The organism is Stenotrophomonas sp., assembly GCF_036662295.1.
In the GTDB taxonomy this organism is placed as follows: domain Bacteria; phylum Pseudomonadota; class Gammaproteobacteria; order Xanthomonadales; family Xanthomonadaceae; genus Stenotrophomonas.
The window spans coordinates 1-19342 of record NZ_JAVWXA010000076.1 but is presented as its reverse complement, the minus strand read 5'-3'; the positions used below and the strand labels follow the sequence as shown (position 1 = coordinate 19342).

General features: G+C 68.8%; 16 protein-coding genes, 1 other RNA gene and 1 pseudogene. 15 read left to right on the top strand and 3 right to left on the bottom strand.

What is annotated here, in order from left to right:
• Positions 1–197: 197 nt before the first annotated feature.
• The 3 genes from rnpB to RSA25_RS14130 all read right to left on the bottom strand — a co-directional run bounded on the left by rnpB (position 198) and on the right by RSA25_RS14130 (position 2092).
• An RNA gene (gene rnpB, locus RSA25_RS14140) (RNase P RNA component class A) lies at positions 198–548 on the bottom strand.
• Between the two features lie 57 nt (positions 549–605).
• On the bottom strand, positions 606–1085 hold the full coding sequence (locus tag RSA25_RS14135; protein ID WP_332809491.1) for a DM13 domain-containing protein: 480 nt from the start codon (positions 1083–1085) through the stop codon (positions 606–608).
• A 230-nt stretch (positions 1086–1315) separates the two neighbouring features.
• Complete coding sequence (locus RSA25_RS14130; RefSeq protein ID WP_332809490.1) at positions 1316–2092, bottom strand: NRDE family protein; 777 nt, start codon at positions 2090–2092, stop codon at positions 1316–1318.
• Positions 2093–2416: 324 nt separating this feature from the next.
• Between RSA25_RS14130 and RSA25_RS14125 the strand changes: the two genes are divergently transcribed.
• The 15 genes and pseudogenes from RSA25_RS14125 to lpxC all read left to right on the top strand — a co-directional run bounded on the left by RSA25_RS14125 (position 2417) and on the right by lpxC (position 19267).
• Positions 2417–2863 (top strand): division/cell wall cluster transcriptional repressor MraZ, encoded by a 447-nt coding sequence (locus RSA25_RS14125; RefSeq protein WP_214905328.1) that lies wholly within the window; start codon positions 2417–2419, stop codon positions 2861–2863.
• 14 nt (positions 2864–2877) lie between these two features.
• On the top strand, positions 2878–3846 hold the full coding sequence (rsmH, locus tag RSA25_RS14120; RefSeq protein ID WP_332809489.1) for a 16S rRNA (cytosine(1402)-N(4))-methyltransferase RsmH: 969 nt from the start codon (positions 2878–2880) through the stop codon (positions 3844–3846).
• A complete protein-coding gene (gene ftsL, locus RSA25_RS14115) occupies positions 3843–4106 on the top strand; it encodes a cell division protein FtsL (RefSeq protein ID WP_332809488.1) in 264 nt (87 codons plus the stop codon). The genes rsmH and ftsL overlap by 4 nt, the downstream gene beginning before the upstream one ends.
• Positions 4103–5950, top strand: a complete 1848-nt coding sequence (locus RSA25_RS14110) for a penicillin-binding transpeptidase domain-containing protein (RefSeq protein WP_332809487.1) — start codon at positions 4103–4105, stop codon at positions 5948–5950. The genes ftsL and RSA25_RS14110 overlap by 4 nt, the downstream gene beginning before the upstream one ends.
• Positions 5947–7470 carry a UDP-N-acetylmuramoyl-L-alanyl-D-glutamate--2,6-diaminopimelate ligase gene (locus RSA25_RS14105; protein WP_332809486.1) on the top strand — a complete coding sequence of 508 codons (1524 nt, stop codon included), beginning with the start codon at positions 5947–5949 and terminating at the stop codon, positions 7468–7470. The genes RSA25_RS14110 and RSA25_RS14105 overlap by 4 nt, the downstream gene beginning before the upstream one ends.
• Positions 7467–8861, top strand: coding sequence for a UDP-N-acetylmuramoyl-tripeptide--D-alanyl-D-alanine ligase (gene murF / locus RSA25_RS14100; RefSeq protein ID WP_332809485.1), 1395 nt, complete (start codon positions 7467–7469; stop codon positions 8859–8861). The genes RSA25_RS14105 and murF overlap by 4 nt, the downstream gene beginning before the upstream one ends.
• Complete coding sequence (gene mraY / locus RSA25_RS14095) at positions 8851–9936, top strand: phospho-N-acetylmuramoyl-pentapeptide-transferase (protein WP_068849228.1); 1086 nt, start codon at positions 8851–8853, stop codon at positions 9934–9936. Before murF ends, mraY begins: the two co-directional genes overlap by 11 nt.
• Positions 9936–11261 (top strand): putative lipid II flippase FtsW, encoded by a 1326-nt coding sequence (gene ftsW, locus RSA25_RS14090; RefSeq protein ID WP_332809484.1) that lies wholly within the window; start codon positions 9936–9938, stop codon positions 11259–11261. The genes mraY and ftsW overlap by 1 nt, the downstream gene beginning before the upstream one ends.
• Complete coding sequence (gene murG, locus RSA25_RS14085) at positions 11258–12352, top strand: undecaprenyldiphospho-muramoylpentapeptide beta-N-acetylglucosaminyltransferase (RefSeq protein WP_332809483.1); 1095 nt, start codon at positions 11258–11260, stop codon at positions 12350–12352. The genes ftsW and murG overlap by 4 nt, the downstream gene beginning before the upstream one ends.
• A gap of 31 nt (positions 12353–12383) precedes the next feature.
• Positions 12384–13820 (top strand): UDP-N-acetylmuramate--L-alanine ligase, encoded by a 1437-nt coding sequence (gene murC / locus RSA25_RS14080; RefSeq protein WP_332809482.1) that lies wholly within the window; start codon positions 12384–12386, stop codon positions 13818–13820.
• Positions 13817–14809 carry a D-alanine--D-alanine ligase gene (locus RSA25_RS14075; protein WP_332809481.1) on the top strand — a complete coding sequence of 331 codons (993 nt, stop codon included), beginning with the start codon at positions 13817–13819 and terminating at the stop codon, positions 14807–14809. The genes murC and RSA25_RS14075 overlap by 4 nt, the downstream gene beginning before the upstream one ends.
• Positions 14806–15480: pseudogene (locus RSA25_RS14070) on the top strand (cell division protein FtsQ/DivIB); the annotation flags it as partial. The gene RSA25_RS14075 and the pseudogene RSA25_RS14070, both read left to right, overlap by 4 nt.
• Before the next feature lie 53 nt (positions 15481–15533).
• Entirely contained in the window at positions 15534–16769 is a 1236-nt protein-coding gene (gene ftsA / locus RSA25_RS14065; RefSeq protein WP_332809480.1) for a cell division protein FtsA, read from the top strand.
• A 174-nt stretch (positions 16770–16943) separates the two neighbouring features.
• Complete coding sequence (ftsZ, locus tag RSA25_RS14060) at positions 16944–18176, top strand: cell division protein FtsZ (RefSeq protein WP_332809479.1); 1233 nt, start codon at positions 16944–16946, stop codon at positions 18174–18176.
• 179 nt (positions 18177–18355) lie between these two features.
• On the top strand, positions 18356–19267 hold the full coding sequence (gene lpxC, locus RSA25_RS14055) for a UDP-3-O-acyl-N-acetylglucosamine deacetylase (RefSeq protein WP_332809478.1): 912 nt from the start codon (positions 18356–18358) through the stop codon (positions 19265–19267).
• Positions 19268–19342 lie beyond the last annotated feature (75 nt).

The window sequence follows — 19342 nt, the reverse complement described above, 5'->3', positions numbered from 1 at the left end:
GCAAGCGGGATGCCGAGGTCGCCCTCGGCTACCACTGACAAGACAGTTGCTACCAAAGCGCAAACGACCCTCTGGAGGCATAGCCCCCTTTAGTAAAGGGGGCGCGGCGACAGCCGCGGGGATTTGGATGCTGGTGGCGCCCGGGGCCCACGGTTTGCACCGCAAACCGTGGGGCTTCATTGCAGAATGCAATGAAAGGGCGGAGCCGGCCGATAAGCCGGGTTTTGTCGTGGACAGTCATTCCTCTAGGCGCTACGTCACCGCAGCGCTCAAGCAACCTACCCGGACCCGACGCGGGCCACGCCATTAGGTCCCTATTTGGTCTTGCTCCAGGTGGGGTTTGCCGTGCCGGTCTGTTACCAGACTCGCGGTGCGCTCTTACCGCACCATTTCACCCTTACCGGCTCCCCGAAGGGAACGTAGGCGGTATCTTTCTGTTGCACTTTCCGTCGGCTTGCGCCGCCCAGGCGTTACCTGGCACCTTGCCCTGTGGAGCCCGGACTTTCCTCGGCATCCGCAAGGGATGACGCGACTGTCTGGCCGACTCCGCCGCGCGCATGTTCGCACATCCGGCCCCGGTTCGGCGAATGCGGCGCGGTGGCGCTTCAGCCCGGCGTGCGGTACTGGGCAGCGGAAATGAACTTGGAGAAGCGTTCGCACCACACCAGCACCGTGGTGTAGTCCTGCACGTCCACGCCCGCCGGTACGTCCACCAGGAAGCGGTTGAAGCTCTTCACTTCACCCACCCGCACGGCGTCGGCCTTGACCCGCTCGAAATCGGCAATGGTCTCCACGTACTCCTTGACCAGGTACACCTTGTAATCCGGTCCCGGTGCCAGCTTTCCATCGAAGGCCACCTGGGTGGGGCTGACGCTGACGGTGCCTTCGCCCCAATGCAGCGGGTCGCTGCCTTTGAGATCCCGCTTGAAGGTGGCGTGGTAAGGGGCCGCGTCCATGGCGGCATCCACCTGTGCCTGGGCCGGATCGTCGGGGGCCACCAGGATGGGCAGCAGATACACGCCCAGGCCGAAGCCCAGGCCAAGCGCCAGCAGGTGGGTGGCGGTCAATATCGCAAGTCGTCGCATGAAAGGCTCTCGTGGGAAGCGGCGCCGTTGCCGCTCGACCCATCCTCTGCAGGCCGTTCATCGGGTCAAGCCGGATGGCGTGCCGTGACGGCGCGCGCACCCGGGAGAGGTCCCGCCGGGTGGCGAAAAAGGCGCGAAACGCCCATTACTGCTACGTTTAAACTTCCGTGAACACGTTCAATGCGGCCTGAAGCGCCGCCCGCGATAGGGAGGCGAACGGGCTCATCGCGTCATCCCGGCGCAGCGGTATCGCCCACCGCCAGCCGCGTCTCGCCGCTGCACTGCCCATCCGGCCCGAACCGGCGCTCGTGGATGAAGCCCTGGCCGGCCGCATCCAGCGCAATGATCGTGCTGGCGCGGGTGCCGTACTCGGCGCTGCGGATGAACGCCGACGACAACCAGCGCTCGCGCGCCAACCCGATGCCGGTGTCCGGCAGCCGCGTGTCGTCGGCCCGGGTCTCATTGGCCAGCGCCCGCCAGAGCGGGGCAAGGTCGTCGCTGCCGCTGGCGATCCACGCGGCCATGGCGGCATTCAATAGAAGCGTCTTCGGCCACGGCGCATCCAGCGGCCCGTTGGACATGCCGTGCACGCCCTGCGCCAGCGCCTGCCGCCCCGGCGGGTGGTTGCCCAGGAACTGGCAGCCCTCCCGGTCGGCCAGCAGCAGGTTGAAGGGGGCAAACGCCGGCGCGCGCCCGGCCAGCTCGGCGGCGAGGGCCGCGGCCGGGGCGCTGCCACGCAGGTAATCGGCCACCAGTGCGCCGCGTGAGGGGCCGGTCTGGCGGGCCTGCGGGTCGCGCACGTTGGTGACCACCGCCATCCGCCCGTCGCGGCCGACCCCGGCCCAGGTGCCGCCCGAGCGCAGGTCGCGGCCCGCCAGCACGCCGCCGTCCGGGGCCGGCCAGGCCGCCAACGGGGCGGTGGGGCGGGCGTGGAACTCATCGCGGTTGCCGGCCATGAGCAGGGTCCAGCGGGGGTGGGTTTTCCAGGCAAGGGCGAGCAGGCACATGGCCGGCATTGTGCCGGGTTTGCGCAAGGCGGGGTCAATGGCGACGGGGGCTGCGATGAATGCGCCTCTATGTTTCACGCCGCCTACACGGGCCTGAACTTCGGCCCAATCTCAAAAAATGAGACGAAACAGCGACTTGTGGATAAGCCTTGAACAAGTCTCTAAACATTGCTGCAAGCCCTTGATGTTCAAAGTGATTTGCCGTCCGCAAAGTTGTTGACAACCCAATCGGCACTGCTAAGGTGGGCAACAGAGGCAAAACCGGGTTTTTTGTGGTTTTTCGTGGTTCAATGTTTCACCGGGCGAAGGAAAGGTGCACGCGTCGTGTTTCAGGGCGAGACGGCCATCACGGTTGACGATAAAGGACGCATGGCGGTTCCCACCGCACATCGCGACCTCGTCGCGCGCGTGAGCAACAACCGGCTGGTCCTGACCTACAACCCCTTCGAGTCCGGCTGCCTCTGGCTGTATGCCGAAGCCGAGTGGGAGCGGGTCCGCGACGACGTCATGGCCAAACCCAACACACAGCGCGTCGTGCGTCTGCTGCAACAGAAGCTGGTCGGCTCGGCCGCGCATCTGGAGCTGGACGGCAACGGCCGCATCAGTATTCCTGCCAGCCACCGCGGTGCCGTTGGCATTGAAAAGAAGGCGGTTCTGCTCGGCATGGGCGACAAATTCGAATTGTGGAGCGAGCAGGCACATCGCGCATTGATCCAGCAGACGTTGTCTGACGGGGATCTGGGCGATGGGTTGCTCGACCTGAAGTTGTGAGCCGGGGTGCCCGGATGCGCGGAGCAGCGCAGACCGGTCACCTTCCGGTGTCGCAGTCGCCGGCGGGGCACCTGCCGGTCCTGTACACACAGGTCCTGGATGGCCTGAGGGTGATCGAAAACGGTACGTATCTCGATGGCACGTTTGGTCGTGGCGGTCACGCCCGCGGCGTGCTCGAGCAACTCGGTCCCGGAGGCCGGCTGCTGGTCATGGACAAGGATCCCGACGCGATTGCGGTGGCCGAGCGCGATTTCGCGCCGGACCCGCGCGTGTCGATCTTCCGTGGCAGCTTCGCCGACCTGCTGCACTGGGAGGCCACCGCCGGTGGCCTGGACGGGGTGCTGTTCGACCTGGGCGTGTCTTCGCCGCAGCTGGACGTGGCCGAGCGCGGTTTCAGCTTCGGCAAGGACGGCCCGCTGGACATGCGCATGGACCCGGACAGCGGCGAGAGCGCGGCCCAGTGGCTCAACCGCGTGGAAGAGCGCGAGCTGATGGACGTGCTGTGGACCTACGGCGAAGAACGCCAGGGCCGCCGCATCGCCAAGGCCATCGTGGCCCGCCGCGACCAGCAGCCGTTCTCGCGCACCGCTGAGCTGGCCGAGCTGATCGCCTCGGTGATGCCGCGCGGCAAGGACAAGATCCACCCGGCCACGCGCAGCTTCCAGGCCATCCGCATCCACATCAACCGCGAACTGGCCGACCTCGAAGCCGGGCTGGACGCGGCGATGGCGCGCCTCAAGCCGGGCGGCCGGCTGGCGGTGATCAGCTTCCATTCGCTGGAAGACCGCATCGTCAAGCAGTTCATGAACCGCCACGCCAAGGCGCCGCCGAGCAACCGCCGCCTGCCCGAGCTGGCCGCGTTCGTGCCCACCCTGGACCTCCATGGCGGGGCCATCAAGGCCGAGGACGACGAACTGGCCGCCAACCCGCGCGCCCGCAGCGCGGTGCTGCGCGTGGCCGAGAAGCGTGAGGTGGCCCGATGAGCCGCCTGCTGTTGATTGTGTTGCTGGCCTGCACCGTCGCTTCGGCGATCGGGGTGGTGTTCATGCGCCACCGTCACCGGCAGACCTTCATCGAGCTGTCCAAGGCCGAGCGCGCGCGCGACGAAATCAACATCGAGTTCGGTCGGCTGCAGCTGGAACAGGCCACCCTGGCCGAATCGACCCGGGTCGATCGCGTGGCCCGCGAAAAGCTGGGCATGAAGTTTCCCGAGGCGGCCGATGTCGTGGTGATCCGCCCATGAACAAGTCCGGTCGCAACCGCACCCGCAACAGCTTCAACCTCCGCCAGCGCCTGAAGTGGGTGGGGTTGGCGCTTGGGCTGTGCTCGGTCTCGCTGGTGGGCCGGGCGGCCTACGTGCAGATCATCAACAGCGACTTCTACCAGCGCCAGGGCGAAGCGCGCTACCTGCGCGAGCTGCCGATCAATACCTCGCGCGGCATGATCACCGACCGCAACGGCGAGCCGGTGGCGGTGTCCACGCCGGTGGCCTCGATCTGGGTCAACCCGCAGGAACTGCTGCGCGCGCCGGACCGCATTCCCGAGCTGGCCACCGCGCTGGGCATGCCGCTGGACGAGCTGACGACCAAACTGACCCAGAAGGCCGACAAGGAATTCATGTACCTGCGCCGCCGGATCAACCCGGACGATGCGGAGAAGGTGGTGGCGCTGAAGATCCCGGGCGTGGCCTCGCAGCGCGAGTTCCGCCGCTTCTACCCGCAGGGTGAGGCGATGGCGCACGTGCTGGGCTTCACCAACATCGACGACCGCGGCCAGGAAGGGCTGGAGCTGGCCTTCGATGAATGGCTGCGCGGCAAGGCCGGCGCCAAGCGGGTGATCCGCAACCGCAAGGGCGACACCGTGGAGAGCGACCTGCTGCGCGCCGCCGAGCCGGGCAAGGACCTCACCCTGAGCATCGACCGCCGCATCCAGTTCCTGGCCTTCAAGGAGCTGCGCAACGCGCTGATCGCCAACAAGGCGGCCGGTGGCTCGATGGTGATCATGGACGTGGCCACCGGCGAAGTGCTGGCCATGGTCAACCTGCCCACCTACAACCCCAACTCGGTGGGTGGCGCGGCGCCGGATACCCGTCGCAACCGCGCGGTGACCGACCTGGTCGAGCCCGGCTCGACCATGAAGCCGCTGACCATCGCCTCGGCGCTGCAGTCCGGGGTGGTCACCAAGGACACCACGGTGGACACCAACCCCGGCTACATGGCCGTGGGCCGCTTCACCATCAAGGACGTGCCGCGCAACAACGGCGTGCTCAACGTGACCGGCGTGATCACCCGCAGCTCGAACATCGGCGCGGCCAAGATCGCGGCCAAGATGCCCGACCAGGTGTTCTATGACCACGTGCACAGCTTCGGCTATGGCGTGTCGCCGCACAGCGGGTTCCCCGGTGAATCGGCCGGCGTGCTGCCGCGCCCGGCGCGCTGGAGCGGTTCGTCCAAGACCACCATGTCTTACGGCTACGGCCTGAACGTGACCCCGTTGCAGATCGCCACCGCCTACTCGGCGCTGGGCAACGGCGGCAAGCTGATCGCCCCGACCTTCGTGAAGGGCCAGCGCAGCGAGGCCAAGCAGATCATCGACCCGGCCATCGCCAAGGAAGTGGTGGCGATGATGGAAACGGTGGTCACCCAGGGCGGCGCCAAGCAGGCGGCGGTGCTGGGCTACCACGTGGCCGGCAAGACCGGTACCGCGCGCAAGGCCGGCCCCGGTGGCTACGAGCGCGGCCACTACAACGCGTTGTTTGCCGGCGTGGTGCCGGCCACCAACCCGCGCTTTGCCACGGTGATCGTGATCAACGACCCGCAGGCCGGCAAGTACTACGGCGGCCTGGTCTCCGCGCCGGTGTTCCACAACGTGATGGAAGGCGCGCTGCGCCTGATGGACGTGCCGCCGGACGACATCGAGTCGTGGCTGGCGGCGCAGCAGTCCGGAAAGCTGGGGCATACCACCTCCTCGTTGCCGGTGCCGCCGCCGGAAACGGTGATCGCCCCCGATGCCGCCGCCGAATTCGATGCTGCGCTGCCCAGCGCGCACGCCCCGGTGCCGCCCGCGCAGGGAGGCACCCAGCAATGAGCCAGACGATGTTGCTTTCGCAGTTGATTCCCGACGTGGCCCTCGGCCACGACCCGTCCATTACCGGCCTGGTGCTGGACAGCCGTGCCGTGCGCCCGGGCAACGCGTTCGTGGCCATTGCCGGCTTCGGCGCGCACGGGCTGGGTTTTGTCGAGCAGGCGCTGGCCAACGGCGCCGGCGCGATCCTGTTCGAGCCGCCGGCCCCGGTGGAACTGCCTGCCCCGGATGATGCAATTGCCGTGCCGGGATTGCGCGCGCGCATGGGCGCGATGGCCGACCAGTTCCACGGCCATCCCTCCCGCGCGATGCGCATGGTCGGGGTGACCGGCACCAACGGCAAGACCTCCACCGTGCAGCTGCTGGCCCAGGCCTGGCACCTGCTCGGCACCGCCAGTGGCAGTATCGGCACGTTGGGCGTGGGTCTTTATGGCCAGGTCGTGCCGACCGGCTTCACCACCCCGCTGGTGCTGCAGATGCACCAGGTGCTGGCGCAGCTGCGCGACGACGGCGCGCGTGCGGTGGCGATGGAAGTCAGCTCGCATGCGCTGGACCAGGGCCGCGTGGATGCGGTGCACTTCGACGTGGCGGTGTTCACCAACCTCACCCGCGACCACCTCGATTACCACGGCGACATGGTCCAGTACGGCGCGGCCAAGGCCAAGCTGTTCCATCGCCAGGGCCTGAAAGCGGCGGTGGTCAACCTCGACGACAGCTTCGGCAGCGAACTGCTGCGCACCGTCGATGCCGGCGTGGCGCAGATCGGCCTCAGCTCGCGCGGGGCGCAGCAGGCCACGCTGCGCGCCGATTCGCTGAAGCTGGACGGCCGCGGCATCGCCTTCGACCTGGTGGTCGATGGCGCGCGCCACCCGGTGCAGTCGCCGCTGCTGGGCCGCTTCAACGTGGACAACCTGCTGGCCGTGGGCGGGGCGCTGTTTGCCCTGGACCATGCGCCGGCCGCCATCGCCGCGCTGCTGTCACAGCTGCAGCCGATCGCCGGGCGCATGAACCGGCTGGGCGGCGAGGGCGGGCTGCCCACCGTGGTGGTGGATTACGCCCATACCCCCGATGCGCTGGAGCAGGCGTTGACCAGCCTGCACGACCACCTGAGCGGGCGCCTGCTGTGTGTGTTCGGCTGCGGCGGCGAGCGCGATACCGGCAAGCGGCCGCAGATGGCGGCCATCGCCGAACGGCTGGCCGATGTGGTGATCGTCACCGACGACAACCCGCGCGCTGAAGACGGCGATGCCATCGTGGCCGATATCCTGAAGGGCTTCGCGGCGCAGGGCGCGGCGGTCGTAGGCAGCGACGCAGCCCCCCACCACGCAGAGATCACGGTGCAGCGCGATCGCGCGCGCGCCATCGCCAGCGCGATCGCCCAGGCGGGCGCCGGCGACATCGTGCTGATCGCCGGCAAGGGCCACGAGCCTTACCAGGAAGTGCAGGGCGTGCAGTACCCGTTCGACGACAGCGTGGTGGCCGCCGGCGTGCTGGCCGCGCGCGCGCAGGAGGTGGCACGATGAAGCGCACCCCCCTGTCGCTGATCGCGCATTGGGCCGGTGGCGAGATCCACGGCGATGACACCGCCATCGATGCCATCAGCAACGACACCCGCACCCTGGCCCCGGGCAGCCTGTACGTGGCGCTGCGCGGCGAGCGTTTCGACGGCCACGATTTCGCCGCTGATGCCGCCGCGCGCGGTGCCTCGGCGATGCTGGTCGAGCGCCTGCTGGACGTGCCGCTGCCGCAGATCGTGGTGGCCGACAGCGAGTACGCGCTGGGCCGCATCGCCCACGGCATGCAGCGCGACCGCGCCGCGGCCGTGTTCGCCATCACCGGCAGCAACGGCAAGACCAGCGTCAAGAGCCTGCTGCTGGCCATCCTGGAGCAGGTGGCACGCGAGCAGCACAAGGTGGTGTACGCCAACCCGGGCAACCGCAACAACGAGATCGGCCTGCCGCTGGCGGTGCTCGACGCGCCCGAGGATGCGGACTTCGCCGTCTACGAGATGGGCGCCGGCAAGCCGGGCGACATCGCCTACCTCACCGATATCGTGCGCCCGCAGTACGCGCTGGTGAACAACATCGCCCCGGCCCACCTGGAGCGGATGGGCAGCCTGCAGGGCGTGGCCACCACCAAGGGCGCGATCTACGCCGCGCTGCCGGCCGATGGCGTGGCGGTGATCAATGCCGACGACGCCTTCGGCATCTGGTTCGAGCAGCACATCGTCGGCCAGCCGCCGCGCGGCCGCGTGCTGCGCTACGGCCTGGACCACAGTGCCGACGTGGGCGCGCTGGCGATCCGCCCGAGCGCCACCGGCAGCCAGTTCCTGCTGACCAGCCCCGCCGGAAACGTGGAAATCGCGCTCGCCCTGCCGGGCCGCCACAACATCAGCAACGCGCTGGCCGCCGCCTCGCTGGCACTGGCCGCCGGCATCGGCCTGGACCAGATCGCGATTGGCCTGGCCCGCGCCGAGCCGGTGCCTGGCCGGCAGATCGCGCACACGCTGCCCAACGGCGCGGTGCTGATCGATGACAGTTACAACGCCAACCCCGGCTCGCTGGCCGCGGCGATCGACGCGCTGGCCGGCGCCAAGGCCGAGGGCTGGCTGGTGCTGGGCGACATGCGCGAACTCGGCCCGGATGGGCAGGCGCTGCACGCCCAGGCCGGGCACCGCGCGCGCCAGGCCGGGCTCAAGCGCCTGTACACGCTGGGCCCGCTGAGCGCGGCGGCATCGGCGGCCTTCGGCGACGGTGGCCGGCACTTCGCCGACCACGACAGCCTGGCCGCTGCGCTGGCCGACGAACTGCATGCTGGCGTGCGCTGCCTGGTGAAAGGCTCGCGTGGCAGTGCCATGGACAAAATCGTGAAAGCGCTGTTGGCGCGAGGAGAGGAAAGCCCCAATGTTGCTTGAACTGGCCCGATGGTTGCAGCAGTTGGAGAGCCTGTTCGGGCTGTTCGGCTATTTGACGCTGCGCGGCATCCTGGCGGCGCTGACCGCGCTGTTCCTGTCGCTGTGGCTGGGCCCGGCGATGATCCGCAAGCTGGCCCAGTTCAAGGGCGGCCAGCCGATCCGCACCGACGGCCCGCAGACCCACTTCTCCAAGGCCGGCACGCCGACCATGGGCGGTTCGCTGATCCTGCTCACCATCACCCTGTCGGTGCTGCTGTGGGCCGACCTGCGCAACCGCTACGTGTGGGTGGTGCTGGCGGTGATGCTGTGCTTTGGGGCCATCGGCTGGTACGACGACTGGATCAAGATCGTGCGCCGCGACCCCAACGGCCTGAAGTCGCGCTGGAAGTACCTGCTGCAGTCGATCTTCGGCCTGGCCGCCGGCCTGTTCCTGTTCTACACCGCCGACGTGCCCGCTGCGCTGACCTTCTATATCCCGATGTTCAAGTCGGTGGCGCTGCCGCTGGCCGGCATCAGCTTCGTGGCCATCGCCTATTTCTGGATCGTCGGCTTCTCCAACGCGGTCAACCTGACCGACGGCCTGGACGGGCTGGCGATCATGCCGACCGTGCTGGTGGCCTGCGCGCTGGGCGTGTTCGCCTATGCCTCGGGCAACGTGGTGTTCTCCAACTACCTGCAGATCCCGCAGATCCCGGGCGCCGGCGAGCTGGTCATCATCTGCGCGGCCATCGCCGGGGCGGGCCTGGGCTTCCTGTGGTTCAACACCTATCCGGCCATGGTCTTCATGGGCGACATCGGCGCGCTGGCGCTGGGTGCGGTGCTGGGCACCATCGCGGTGATCACCCGCCAGGAGCTGGTGCTGGTGATCATGGGCGGGGTGTTCGTGATTGAAACGCTGTCGGTGATGATCCAGGTGGCCTCGTTCAAGCTGACCGGCAAGCGCGTATTCCGCATGGCCCCCATCCACCACCACTTCGAACTGAAGGGCTGGCCGGAGCCGCGCGTGATCGTGCGCTTCTGGATCATCTCGGTGGTGCTGGTGCTGATCGGCCTGGCCACGTTGAAGGTCCGCTGATGAACGACCTGTCGCGCCAGGCAACCCGCCTTGAAGCCATCGGAGGCCACTTCGACAAGTGGCTGCTGGGCGCGATCATCGCGCTCACCGGGCTGGGCGTGGTGATGGTCGCGTCGAGCTCGATCGCCTTGATGAGCAGCCCGTTCTATTACCTCAACCGCCACCTGATCTTCCTGGCGGTGGGCATCGTGCTGGCCGCCATCGCCATGCGTACCGAGCTCAAGAGCATCGAACAGTACAACCAGGTGCTGCTGCTGGGCTGCTTCGCCCTGCTGGTGGTGGTGTTCGTGCCGGGCCTGGGCAGCAGCGTGAACGGCGCGCGGCGCTGGATCAACCTGGGCATCTCCAAGTTCCAGACCGTCGAAGCGGTCAAGGTGCTGTATATCGTGTGGCTGTCCAGCTACCTGGTGCGCTTCCGCGACGAGGTCAACGCGACCTGGCCGGCGATGCTCAAGCCGCTGGGCGTGGCCGGCGCGCTGGTGGTGCTGTTGCTGCTGCAGCCGGACTTCGGCTCGTCCACGCTGCTGCTGGCCATCACCGCCGGCATGCTGGTGCTGGGCGGGGTGAACATGCCGCGCATGTCCATGCCGGTGGTGTTCGGCCTGGTGGCGATGAGCGCGCTGGCGATCATCGAGCCGTACCGCATGCGCCGCATCACCTCCTTCCTGGACCCGTGGGCCGACCAGCAGGGCGACGGCTACCAGCTGTCCAACGCGCTGATGGCCGTGGGCCGTGGCGAGTGGACCGGCGTGGGCCTGGGCAACTCGGTGCAGAAGCTGTACTACCTGCCCGAGGCGCATACCGACTTCATCTTCTCGGTGACCGCCGAGGAGCTGGGCTTCCTGGGCACCTGCCTGATCATCGCGCTGTACGCGCTGCTGGTGGGCCGCACCTTCTGGCTGGGCATGCGCTGCGTGGAGATGAAGCGCCATTTCTCCGGCTACATCGCCTTCGGCATCGGCCTGTGGATCAGCATGCAGAGCTTCGTCTCGATCGGGGTCAACCTGGGCATCCTGCCGACCAAGGGCCTGACCCTGCCGCTGATTTCCTCCGGCGGCTCCAGCGTGCTGATGACCTGCGTGGCGATGGGCCTGCTGCTGCGCGTGTCCTACGAGCTTGACCGCGCCGAGCGCCGCCAGGCGGTCCGCATGGGCGCGCCCGACGCCGACGAGCCGGCGGCCGAGCCCAACCGCGCGCCGGGGGCCTCGGCCGTGGCCGCGGCCATGCAGGACGCCGGCCGCGAGACGCCGCCGCGTGACAGCTCGCCGCGCGGCACCAGCCGCATGCAGCAGCGCATCGAGCCGACGCTGGGGAGGATGGGATGAGCAACGCCTCCGTCACTTCCACGGCGCGCCCGGTGCTGATCATGGCCGGCGGCACCGGTGGCCACATCTTCCCCGGCCTGGCCGTGGCCAGGGTGCTGCGCGCGCGCGGCATCCCGGTAACCTGGCTGGGCAGCGATGGCGGCATGGAAACGCGCCTGGTGCCCCAGCACGACATCCACATCGACACGCTGGCCATCAGTGGCCTGCGCGGCAAGGGCAAGCTGGCCCTGCTCACCGCGCCGGGCCGTCTGCTGCGCGCGGTGCGTGCGGCCGGCTTCCTGATCCGCGACCGCCAGCCGCGCGCGGTGATCGCCTTCGGCGGGTTCGCCTCCGGGCCGGGTGGCCTGGCCGCGCGCCTGCACGGCCTGCCGCTGCTGGTGCACGAACAGAACCGCGCCCCGGGCCTGACCAACCGCGTGTTGTCGCGCTTTGCGCGGCGCCTGCTGACCGGTTTCCCGGGTAGCTTCGCCCAGCGCGAGGAGGCCGTGGGCAACCCGGTCCGCGCCGAAATCGCCGCCATCACGCCGCCCGAGCTGCGCCTGGCCAACCGCCAGGGGCCGCTGCGCCTGCTGGTGCTGGGCGGCAGCCAGGGCGCGCGCGCGCTCAACACCGCCGTGCCCAAGGCCCTGGCCGCCCTGGGCGCCACGGTGCCGGTGCAGGTGCGCCACCAGAGCGGCGAAAAATTGCACGCCGAGGCCGTCACCGCCTACGCCGAGGCCGGCGTGCCGGCCAGCGTGGAGCCCTTCATCGCCGACATGGCCGAGGCCTTCGCCTGGGCCGACCTGGTGGTGTGCCGCTCCGGCGCCTCCACCCTGGCCGAACTGTGCGCGGTGGGGGTGGCCAGCGTGCTGGTGCCCTTCGCCGCCGCCGTGGACGACCACCAGACCCGCAACGCGGAGTACCTGGTCGAGCGCGGCGCGGCCGTATTGCTCAAGCAGGACGACACGCTGGCCACGCACCTGGAAACGGTGCTGCGCGAGTTGTCCGCCCATCCCGCCCGTCGCATGCAGATGGCCAACGCCGCGCGTGCCCTGGCCAAGGTCGATGCCGCCGAGCGCATCGCCGACATCATTCTCGAGGAATCCAAATGACCACCGCTACGCCCACGCCGCGAGGCCGCGCATGATCCGCCGCCTGCATGACACCAACGACCTGGTGCGCGCGTTCCCGCGCGTGCACTTCGTCGGCATCGGCGGCACCGGCATGAGCGGCATCGCCGAAGTGATGCTGACCCTGGGCTATGAAGTGTCCGGCTCGGACAACGCCGACAACGCGGCCACCCGCCGCCTGGCCGGCCTGGGTGCGCGCGTGATGCGCGGCCATTCGGCGGCCAATGTGCTGGGCACCGACTGCGTGGTGGTCTCCAGCGCCATCCGCGATGACAACCCCGAACTGATGGAAGCGCGCAGCCAGCGCATCCCGATCATGCCGCGCGCGGCGATGCTGGCCGAACTGATGCGCTTCCGCCGCGGCATCGCGGTGGCCGGCACCCACGGCAAGACCACCACCACCAGCCTCACCGCCGCGGTGCTGAGCGAGGGTGGGCTGGACCCGACCTTCGTGATCGGGGGCCAGCTGCTGGCCGCCGGTGCCAACGCCAAGCTCGGCGGTGGCCAGTGGCTGGTGGCCGAGGCCGACGAGAGCGATGGCAGCTTCCTGCGCCTGAACCCGCTGGTGTCGGTGATCACCAACATCGACGCGGACCACCTGGAAAACTACGGCAACGATTTCGCCCGGGTCCAGGCCGCCTTCGCCGAATTCCTGCAGCGCCTGCCGTTCTACGGCCTGGCCGTGCTGTGCATCGACGACCCGGAAGTGGCCGCGCTGGCCGCGCAGACCCCGCGCCACGTCATGAGCTATGGCATGAGCAGCCATGCCGACGTGCGCGCCGAGGACGTGGTCCAGGATGGCCCGCGCATGCGCTTCACCCTGCGCCTGCCCGAAGGCAGCAGCCACCCGGTCACGCTGGCGTTGCCCGGTGCGCACAACGTGCTCAATGCCCTGGCCGCCGCCGCGGTGGGCTGGCAGCTGGGGGTGTCGCCGGAGGCGATCGCCCGCGCGCTGGAGAGCTTTGCCGGCATCGGCCGCCGCTTCAACGACCTGGGCATCGTCACCACGCCGGGCGGTGCCCGCGTGCGCCTGATCGACGACTACGGCCACCACCCGCGCGAGCTGGCGGCGGTGTTCGCCGCTGCCCGCGGCGGCTGGCCGGACCAGCGCCTGGTGGTGGCCTTCCAGCCGCACCGCTACAGCCGCACCCGCGACCAGTTCGACGCCTTCGCCGCGGTGCTGTCCGAAGTGGACGCGCTGGTGCTGAGCGAGGTCTACCCGGCCGGCGAAGCGCCGATCCCCGGCGCCGACTCGCGCTCGCTGGCCCGCGCCATCCGCGCGCGCGGCCGCAGTGAACCGGTGGTGGTCGGCCAGACCGCCGAGCTGTCCCACGTATTGCCAGACGTCCTGCAGGACGGCGACCTGCTGCTGCTGATGGGGGCCGGCGACATCGGCCACATCGCCCAGCTGATCGCCACCGAGGGCTTCCAGGAGACTCCGGCGGCATGAACCCGATCTTCTTCCCTTCGCTGCGCATCACCGACCCGGCCCTGTTCGGCCGCGTGGGCGTGTTGCTGGGCGGCACCTCCAGCGAACGCGAGGTATCGCTGGATTCGGGCCGCAACGTGATCGAGGCGCTGCGTGCGCGCGGCGTGGACGCGGTGGCCATCGACGGCATCCCGGCGCTGGCGCTCGCGCTGGTGGAAAAGCGCTTCGACCGCATCTTCAACATCCTGCACGGCCACAACGGTGGCGGTGAGGACGGCATCGTGCAGGGGCTGATGCAGGCCTTCGGCGTGCCCTACACCGGCTCGGACGTGCTGGGCTCGGCGCTGAGCATGGACAAGATCCGCACCAAGCAGGTGTGGCTGTCGCTGGGCCTGCCCACCCCGCGCTACCTCAAGCTGGTGGAAGGCGTGGACGTGCATGCCGCCGCCGCCGAGCTGGGCCTGCCGGTGGTGGTCAAGCCGGCCAATGAAGGCTCCAGCGTGGGCATCAGCCGGGTCATCGACGCTGCCGGGCTGGACGAGGCGGTGGCGCTGGCCACGCGCTATGACGGCCAGCTGCTGATGGAGCAGATGGTGGTCGGCGACGAACTCACCGTCGCGGTGCTGGGCGACCAGGCGCTGCCGTCGATCCGCATCGTGCCCAAGGGCCAGTGGTACGACTACACCGCCAAGTACATCGCCGAAGACACCCAGTACCTGTGCCCGGGCCTGGAGGGCGAGGATGAAGCGGAGATCCGCCGCCTCGCCCTGGCGGCGTTCCAGGCGGCCGGCTGCCGCGGCTGGGGCCGGGTGGATGTGATGCGCGACCGCGAAAGCGGCCGCTTCTTCCTGCTGGAGGTGAACACCGCCCCGGGCATGACCAGCCACTCGCTGGTGCCCAAGGCGGCCGCGCAGGCCGGCATCGGCTTCGAGGAGCTGGTCTGGCGCGTGCTGGAACAGACCCTGCCGGCCAACCTGCAGGACATGGATCGGGAGCGCGCCCACGCATGAACGCGGTGCTGCGCATCTTCGTCTGGTTGCTGGCCCTGTCGGTGGTGGCGCTGCCCGTGGTGGCGGTGCTCAACGGCTGGGTCGGTGCCGAACGCTGGCCGCTGGCCAAGCTGCGCGTGCACGCCGAGTTCAAGCGGGTGCCAGCCGAACAGCTGCAGCAGACCGTGCTGCCGTATGCCAAGGCGGGCTTCTTCGCGGTCAAGCTGCAGGACGCCCAGGACGCCATCGAAAAGCTGCCGTGGGTGGAGAGCGCGCAGGTCCGCAAGCAGTGGCCGGACGTGCTGGAAATCAACCTGGTCGAGCACAAGCCGTTCGCGCGCTGGGGCCAGGACCGGCTGCTGTCCGAGCAGGGCAAGCTGTTTGCCACGCCCAAGAAGCTGCAGGACCTGCAGTTGCCCGACCTGGACGGCCCGGACACGCAGACCGAAGAGGTCGTGTCGCTCTACAACGATGCCCGTGCGCTGTTCGCGCCGGCCGGGGTGGACGTCAAGCGGGTCAGCATGGATGCGCGTGGCAGCTGGTCGCTGCTGCTGAGCAACGGCACCGAAGTGGTGGTCGGCCGCGACGACGCGCGCTCGCGCCTGCAGCGCTTCGTGCGGGTGCTGCCGCAGCTGACCAACCAGCAGGCGCCGATCGAACGCGCCGACCTCCGATATACCAACGGTTTCACGCTGAGCTGGGGTACCCCGGCCGCTAGCGCGCCTAAGCCGGCGCAGGACAGGACATGAATCGCAAGGGTGACAAATCACTGATCGTTGGCCTGGATATCGGCACCTCCAAGGTGGTGGCGCTGGTCGGCGAGTATTCGCCGGGCAATCCGATCGAGGTCATCGGCATCGGCTCGCACGAATCGCGCGGGCTCAAGCGCGGCGTGGTGGTGGATATCGAATCGACCGTGCAGTCGATCCAGCGTGCGGTCGAAGAGGCCGAGCTGATGGCCGGCTGCGAGATCCGCTCGGTGTATGCCTCCATCTCGGGCAACCACGTGCAGTGCAAGAACTCGCCGGGGATCGTGCCGATCCGCGACGGGGAAGTGACCTGGGGCGACCTGGACCGGGTGCTGGACGCGGCCAAGGCCGTGGCCATCCCGGCCGACCAGAAGATCCTGCATGCGATCCCGCGCGAATACGTGCTGGATGATTCGCAGGAAGGCATCCGCAACCCGGTCGGCATGACCGGCGTGCGCCTGGAGGTGCATGCGCACCTGGTGGTGTGCGCGCAGTCGGCCGCAGCCAACATCAGCAAGTGCGTGCAGCGCTGCGGCTTGCAGGTGGACGACCTGGTGCTGTCCTCGCTGGCCTCCAGCGTGGCCGTGCTGACCGCCGACGAGCGCGAGCTGGGCGTGGTGCTGGTGGACATGGGCGCGGGCACCACCGACCTGGCCGTGTTCGTGCAGGGCGCGATCTGCCACACCGCCTCGCTGCCCATCGCCGGCGACCACGTCACCAACGACATCGCGCACATGCTGCGCACGCCCACCCCCGAAGCGGAGCAGATCAAGGTGCGCTATGCCTGCGCGCTGGCCCAGCTGGCCACCGCCGAGGAAAGCATCCAGGTGCCCAGCGTCGGCGATCGTCCGCCGCGCCGGATGCCGCGCCACGCGCTCGCCCAGGCGGTGCAGGGCCGTTACGAGGAAATCTTCGAGATGGTGCAGGCCGAACTGCGCCGCTCCGGCTTCGAGGAACTGGTGCGCGCCGGCATGGTGCTCACCGGCGGCGCCTCGAAGATGGAAGGGGTGGTCGAACTGGCCGAGGAAATGCTGCAGATGCCGGTACGCGTGGGCATCCCCCAGCACGTTACCGGGCTGGGCGAAGTGGTTGGCAACCCGGTGCATGCCACCGGCGTGGGCCTGCTGCTGATGGGCAGCCAGATCGAACACCCGCGTCGCCCGTCGCTGCCCACCGGGCGCGCCGGCAGCCTCTTCAAGAAACTCAAGACCTGGTTCCGCGGCGAATTCTGATACCGCGATTCCTGTTCCACCCGGGGCCTTGTCCCGGCGCACCACCGGCACCACCCGAAGCACAACGCAACACCGGCAACACACAACCCATAAAGCCGTACGGGAGCAGGACGCGCGAAGGCAGGATGCCTGGACGCCCTGGCCACCCAAAGCGGATACAACGAGGACACGGACATGGCGCATTTCGAACTGATTGAAAAGATGGCACCCAATGCGGTGATCAAGGTGATCGGCGTGGGCGGCGGCGGCGGCAACGCCGTGGCGCACATGGTCAGCACCAGCGTGGACGGCGTGGAATTCATCACCGCCAACACCGACTCGCAGGCCATCAAGAATTGCGGTGCCAAGCTGCAGCTGCAGCTGGGCACCAACGTCACCAAGGGCCTGGGCGCAGGCGCGAATCCGGAAGTGGGCCGCCAGGCCGCGCTGGAAGACCGCGAGCGCATCATGGACGCCCTGCAGGGCGCGGACATGGTCTTCATCACCGCCGGCATGGGCGGTGGCACCGGCACCGGCGCGGCACCGGTGGTGGCCCAGCTGGCCAAGGAAATGGGCATCCTGACCGTGGCCGTGGTCACCAAGCCGTTCCCGTTCGAAGGCCGTCGCCGCATGCAGGTGGCGCTGAAGGGCATCGAGGAACTGAGCCAGCATTGCGACTCGCTGATCACCATCCCCAACGAAAAGCTGATCACCGTGCTGGGCCGCAACGCCACCATGATCCAGGCCTTCCGTGCCGCCAACGACGTCCTCCAGGGCGCCGTGCAGGGCATCGCCGACCTGATCGTGCGCCCGGGCCTGATCAACGTCGACTTCGCCGACGTGCGCACCGTCATGTCCGAAATGGGCCTGGCGATGATGGGCACCGGCACCGCCCGTGGCGATGACCGCGCCCAGGCCGCCGCCGAAGCCGCCATCCAGAACCCGCTGCTGGACGATGTGAACCTGGCCGGTGCCAACGGCATCCTGGTCAACATCACCGCCGGCGCGGACTTCACCATGGCCGAGTTCGACGAGATCGGCCGCACCATCGACGGCTTCGCCTCCGAAGATGCCACCGTGGTGGTCGGCACCGTGCTGGACCCGGACATGCAGGACGAGGTGCGCGTGACCGTGGTGGCCACCGGCCTGAACCGCGTCGCCGCCGCCAAGACCCAGCGTCCGGGCGAACGTGCGCCGATCAAGCTGGTCCGCAACGCTACCACCGGCCAGCCGGAGTTCGGCGAGTTCGACACCGGCGGCGATGCCGTCTCCAAGGCCGTGGGCGGGATGGGCATGGGCATGGGCCTGCGTCGTCCGAGCGCGGACACCCCGGCGGCCCCGTCGGCGTCCTCGGCTGGCCCGGCGGCCGCCGAGCTGCCCAACGACTACCTGGACATCCCGGCGTTCCTGCGCCGCCAGGCGGACTGAGGATTGCCTGCCGGGGTCTTGTCCTCCCCGGTGAGCGCCTCCATGTCCCTTGCTGCCGGGCCCGGAGTGGCCCGGCAGTCTGCCGCCCGTTTTCTGGTTCAGAAAGTGGCGGTGGTAGTGCGTGTTATTCTTGTTTGTCTCAGCCGCGCTGACCGCGCGCATTCCCGGTCCTGCCCCCCATGATCCCGCAACGCACCCTCAAGAACACGATCCGCGCCACCGGCGTTGGCCTGCACAGCGGTGACAAGGTCTACATGACCCTGCGCCCGGCCCCGGTCAACCATGGCATCGTGTTCCGGCGGGTCGACCTGGAGCCGGTGGTGGAAGTGCCCGCGCGCGCGGACCTGGTCACCGAAGTCACCCTGTGCACCGGGCTGACCTACCACGAGGCCAAGATCCAGACCGTGGAACACCTGATGTCGGCCCTGGCCGGCCTGGGCGTGGACAACATCATCGTGGAGCTGTCCTCGGCCGAGCTGCCGATCATGGACGGTTCCTCGGGCCCGTTCGTGTTCCTGCTGCAGTCGGCGGGCATCGCCGAACAGGACGCGCCCAAGCGTTTCATCCGCATTCTCAAGACGGTGGAAGTCACCGAAGGCGACAAGGTCGCCCGCTTCGAGCCCTACGAGGGCTACAAGCTCGGTTTCACCATCCAGTTCGATCACCCGATGATCCCGGCCAAGCAGTCCCGCGCCGAGATCGAGTTCTCCACGGCCGCCTACACCAAGGAAATCTCCCGCGCGCGCACCTTCGGCTTCATGCGCGACCTGGAGTACATGCGCGAGCGCAACCTGGGCCTGGGCGGTTCGATGGACAATGCCATCGTGCTCGACGAATTCCGCGTGCTCAACGACGACGGCCTGCGGTATGCCGACGAGTTCGTGCGCCACAAGATCCTCGACGCGATCGGCGACCTGTACCTGGCCGGCGGCCAGGTGCTGGGGGCCTATGAAGGCTTCAAGTCCGGCCATGCGCTCAACAACAAGCTGGTGCGGGCCCTGATGGCCGATGCCAGCGCGTGGGAGTGGGTGAGCTATGACGCGGCGGCGGCCACCGCGCCCGTGGTGTACGGCGTGCCGGCGTACGCCTGATCCCTGAAAGGTTCGGCACGGCGCAGCCACCCATGGGGTGGCTCTTATCTCTTGGCGATCTGGCACCTTAGGTGC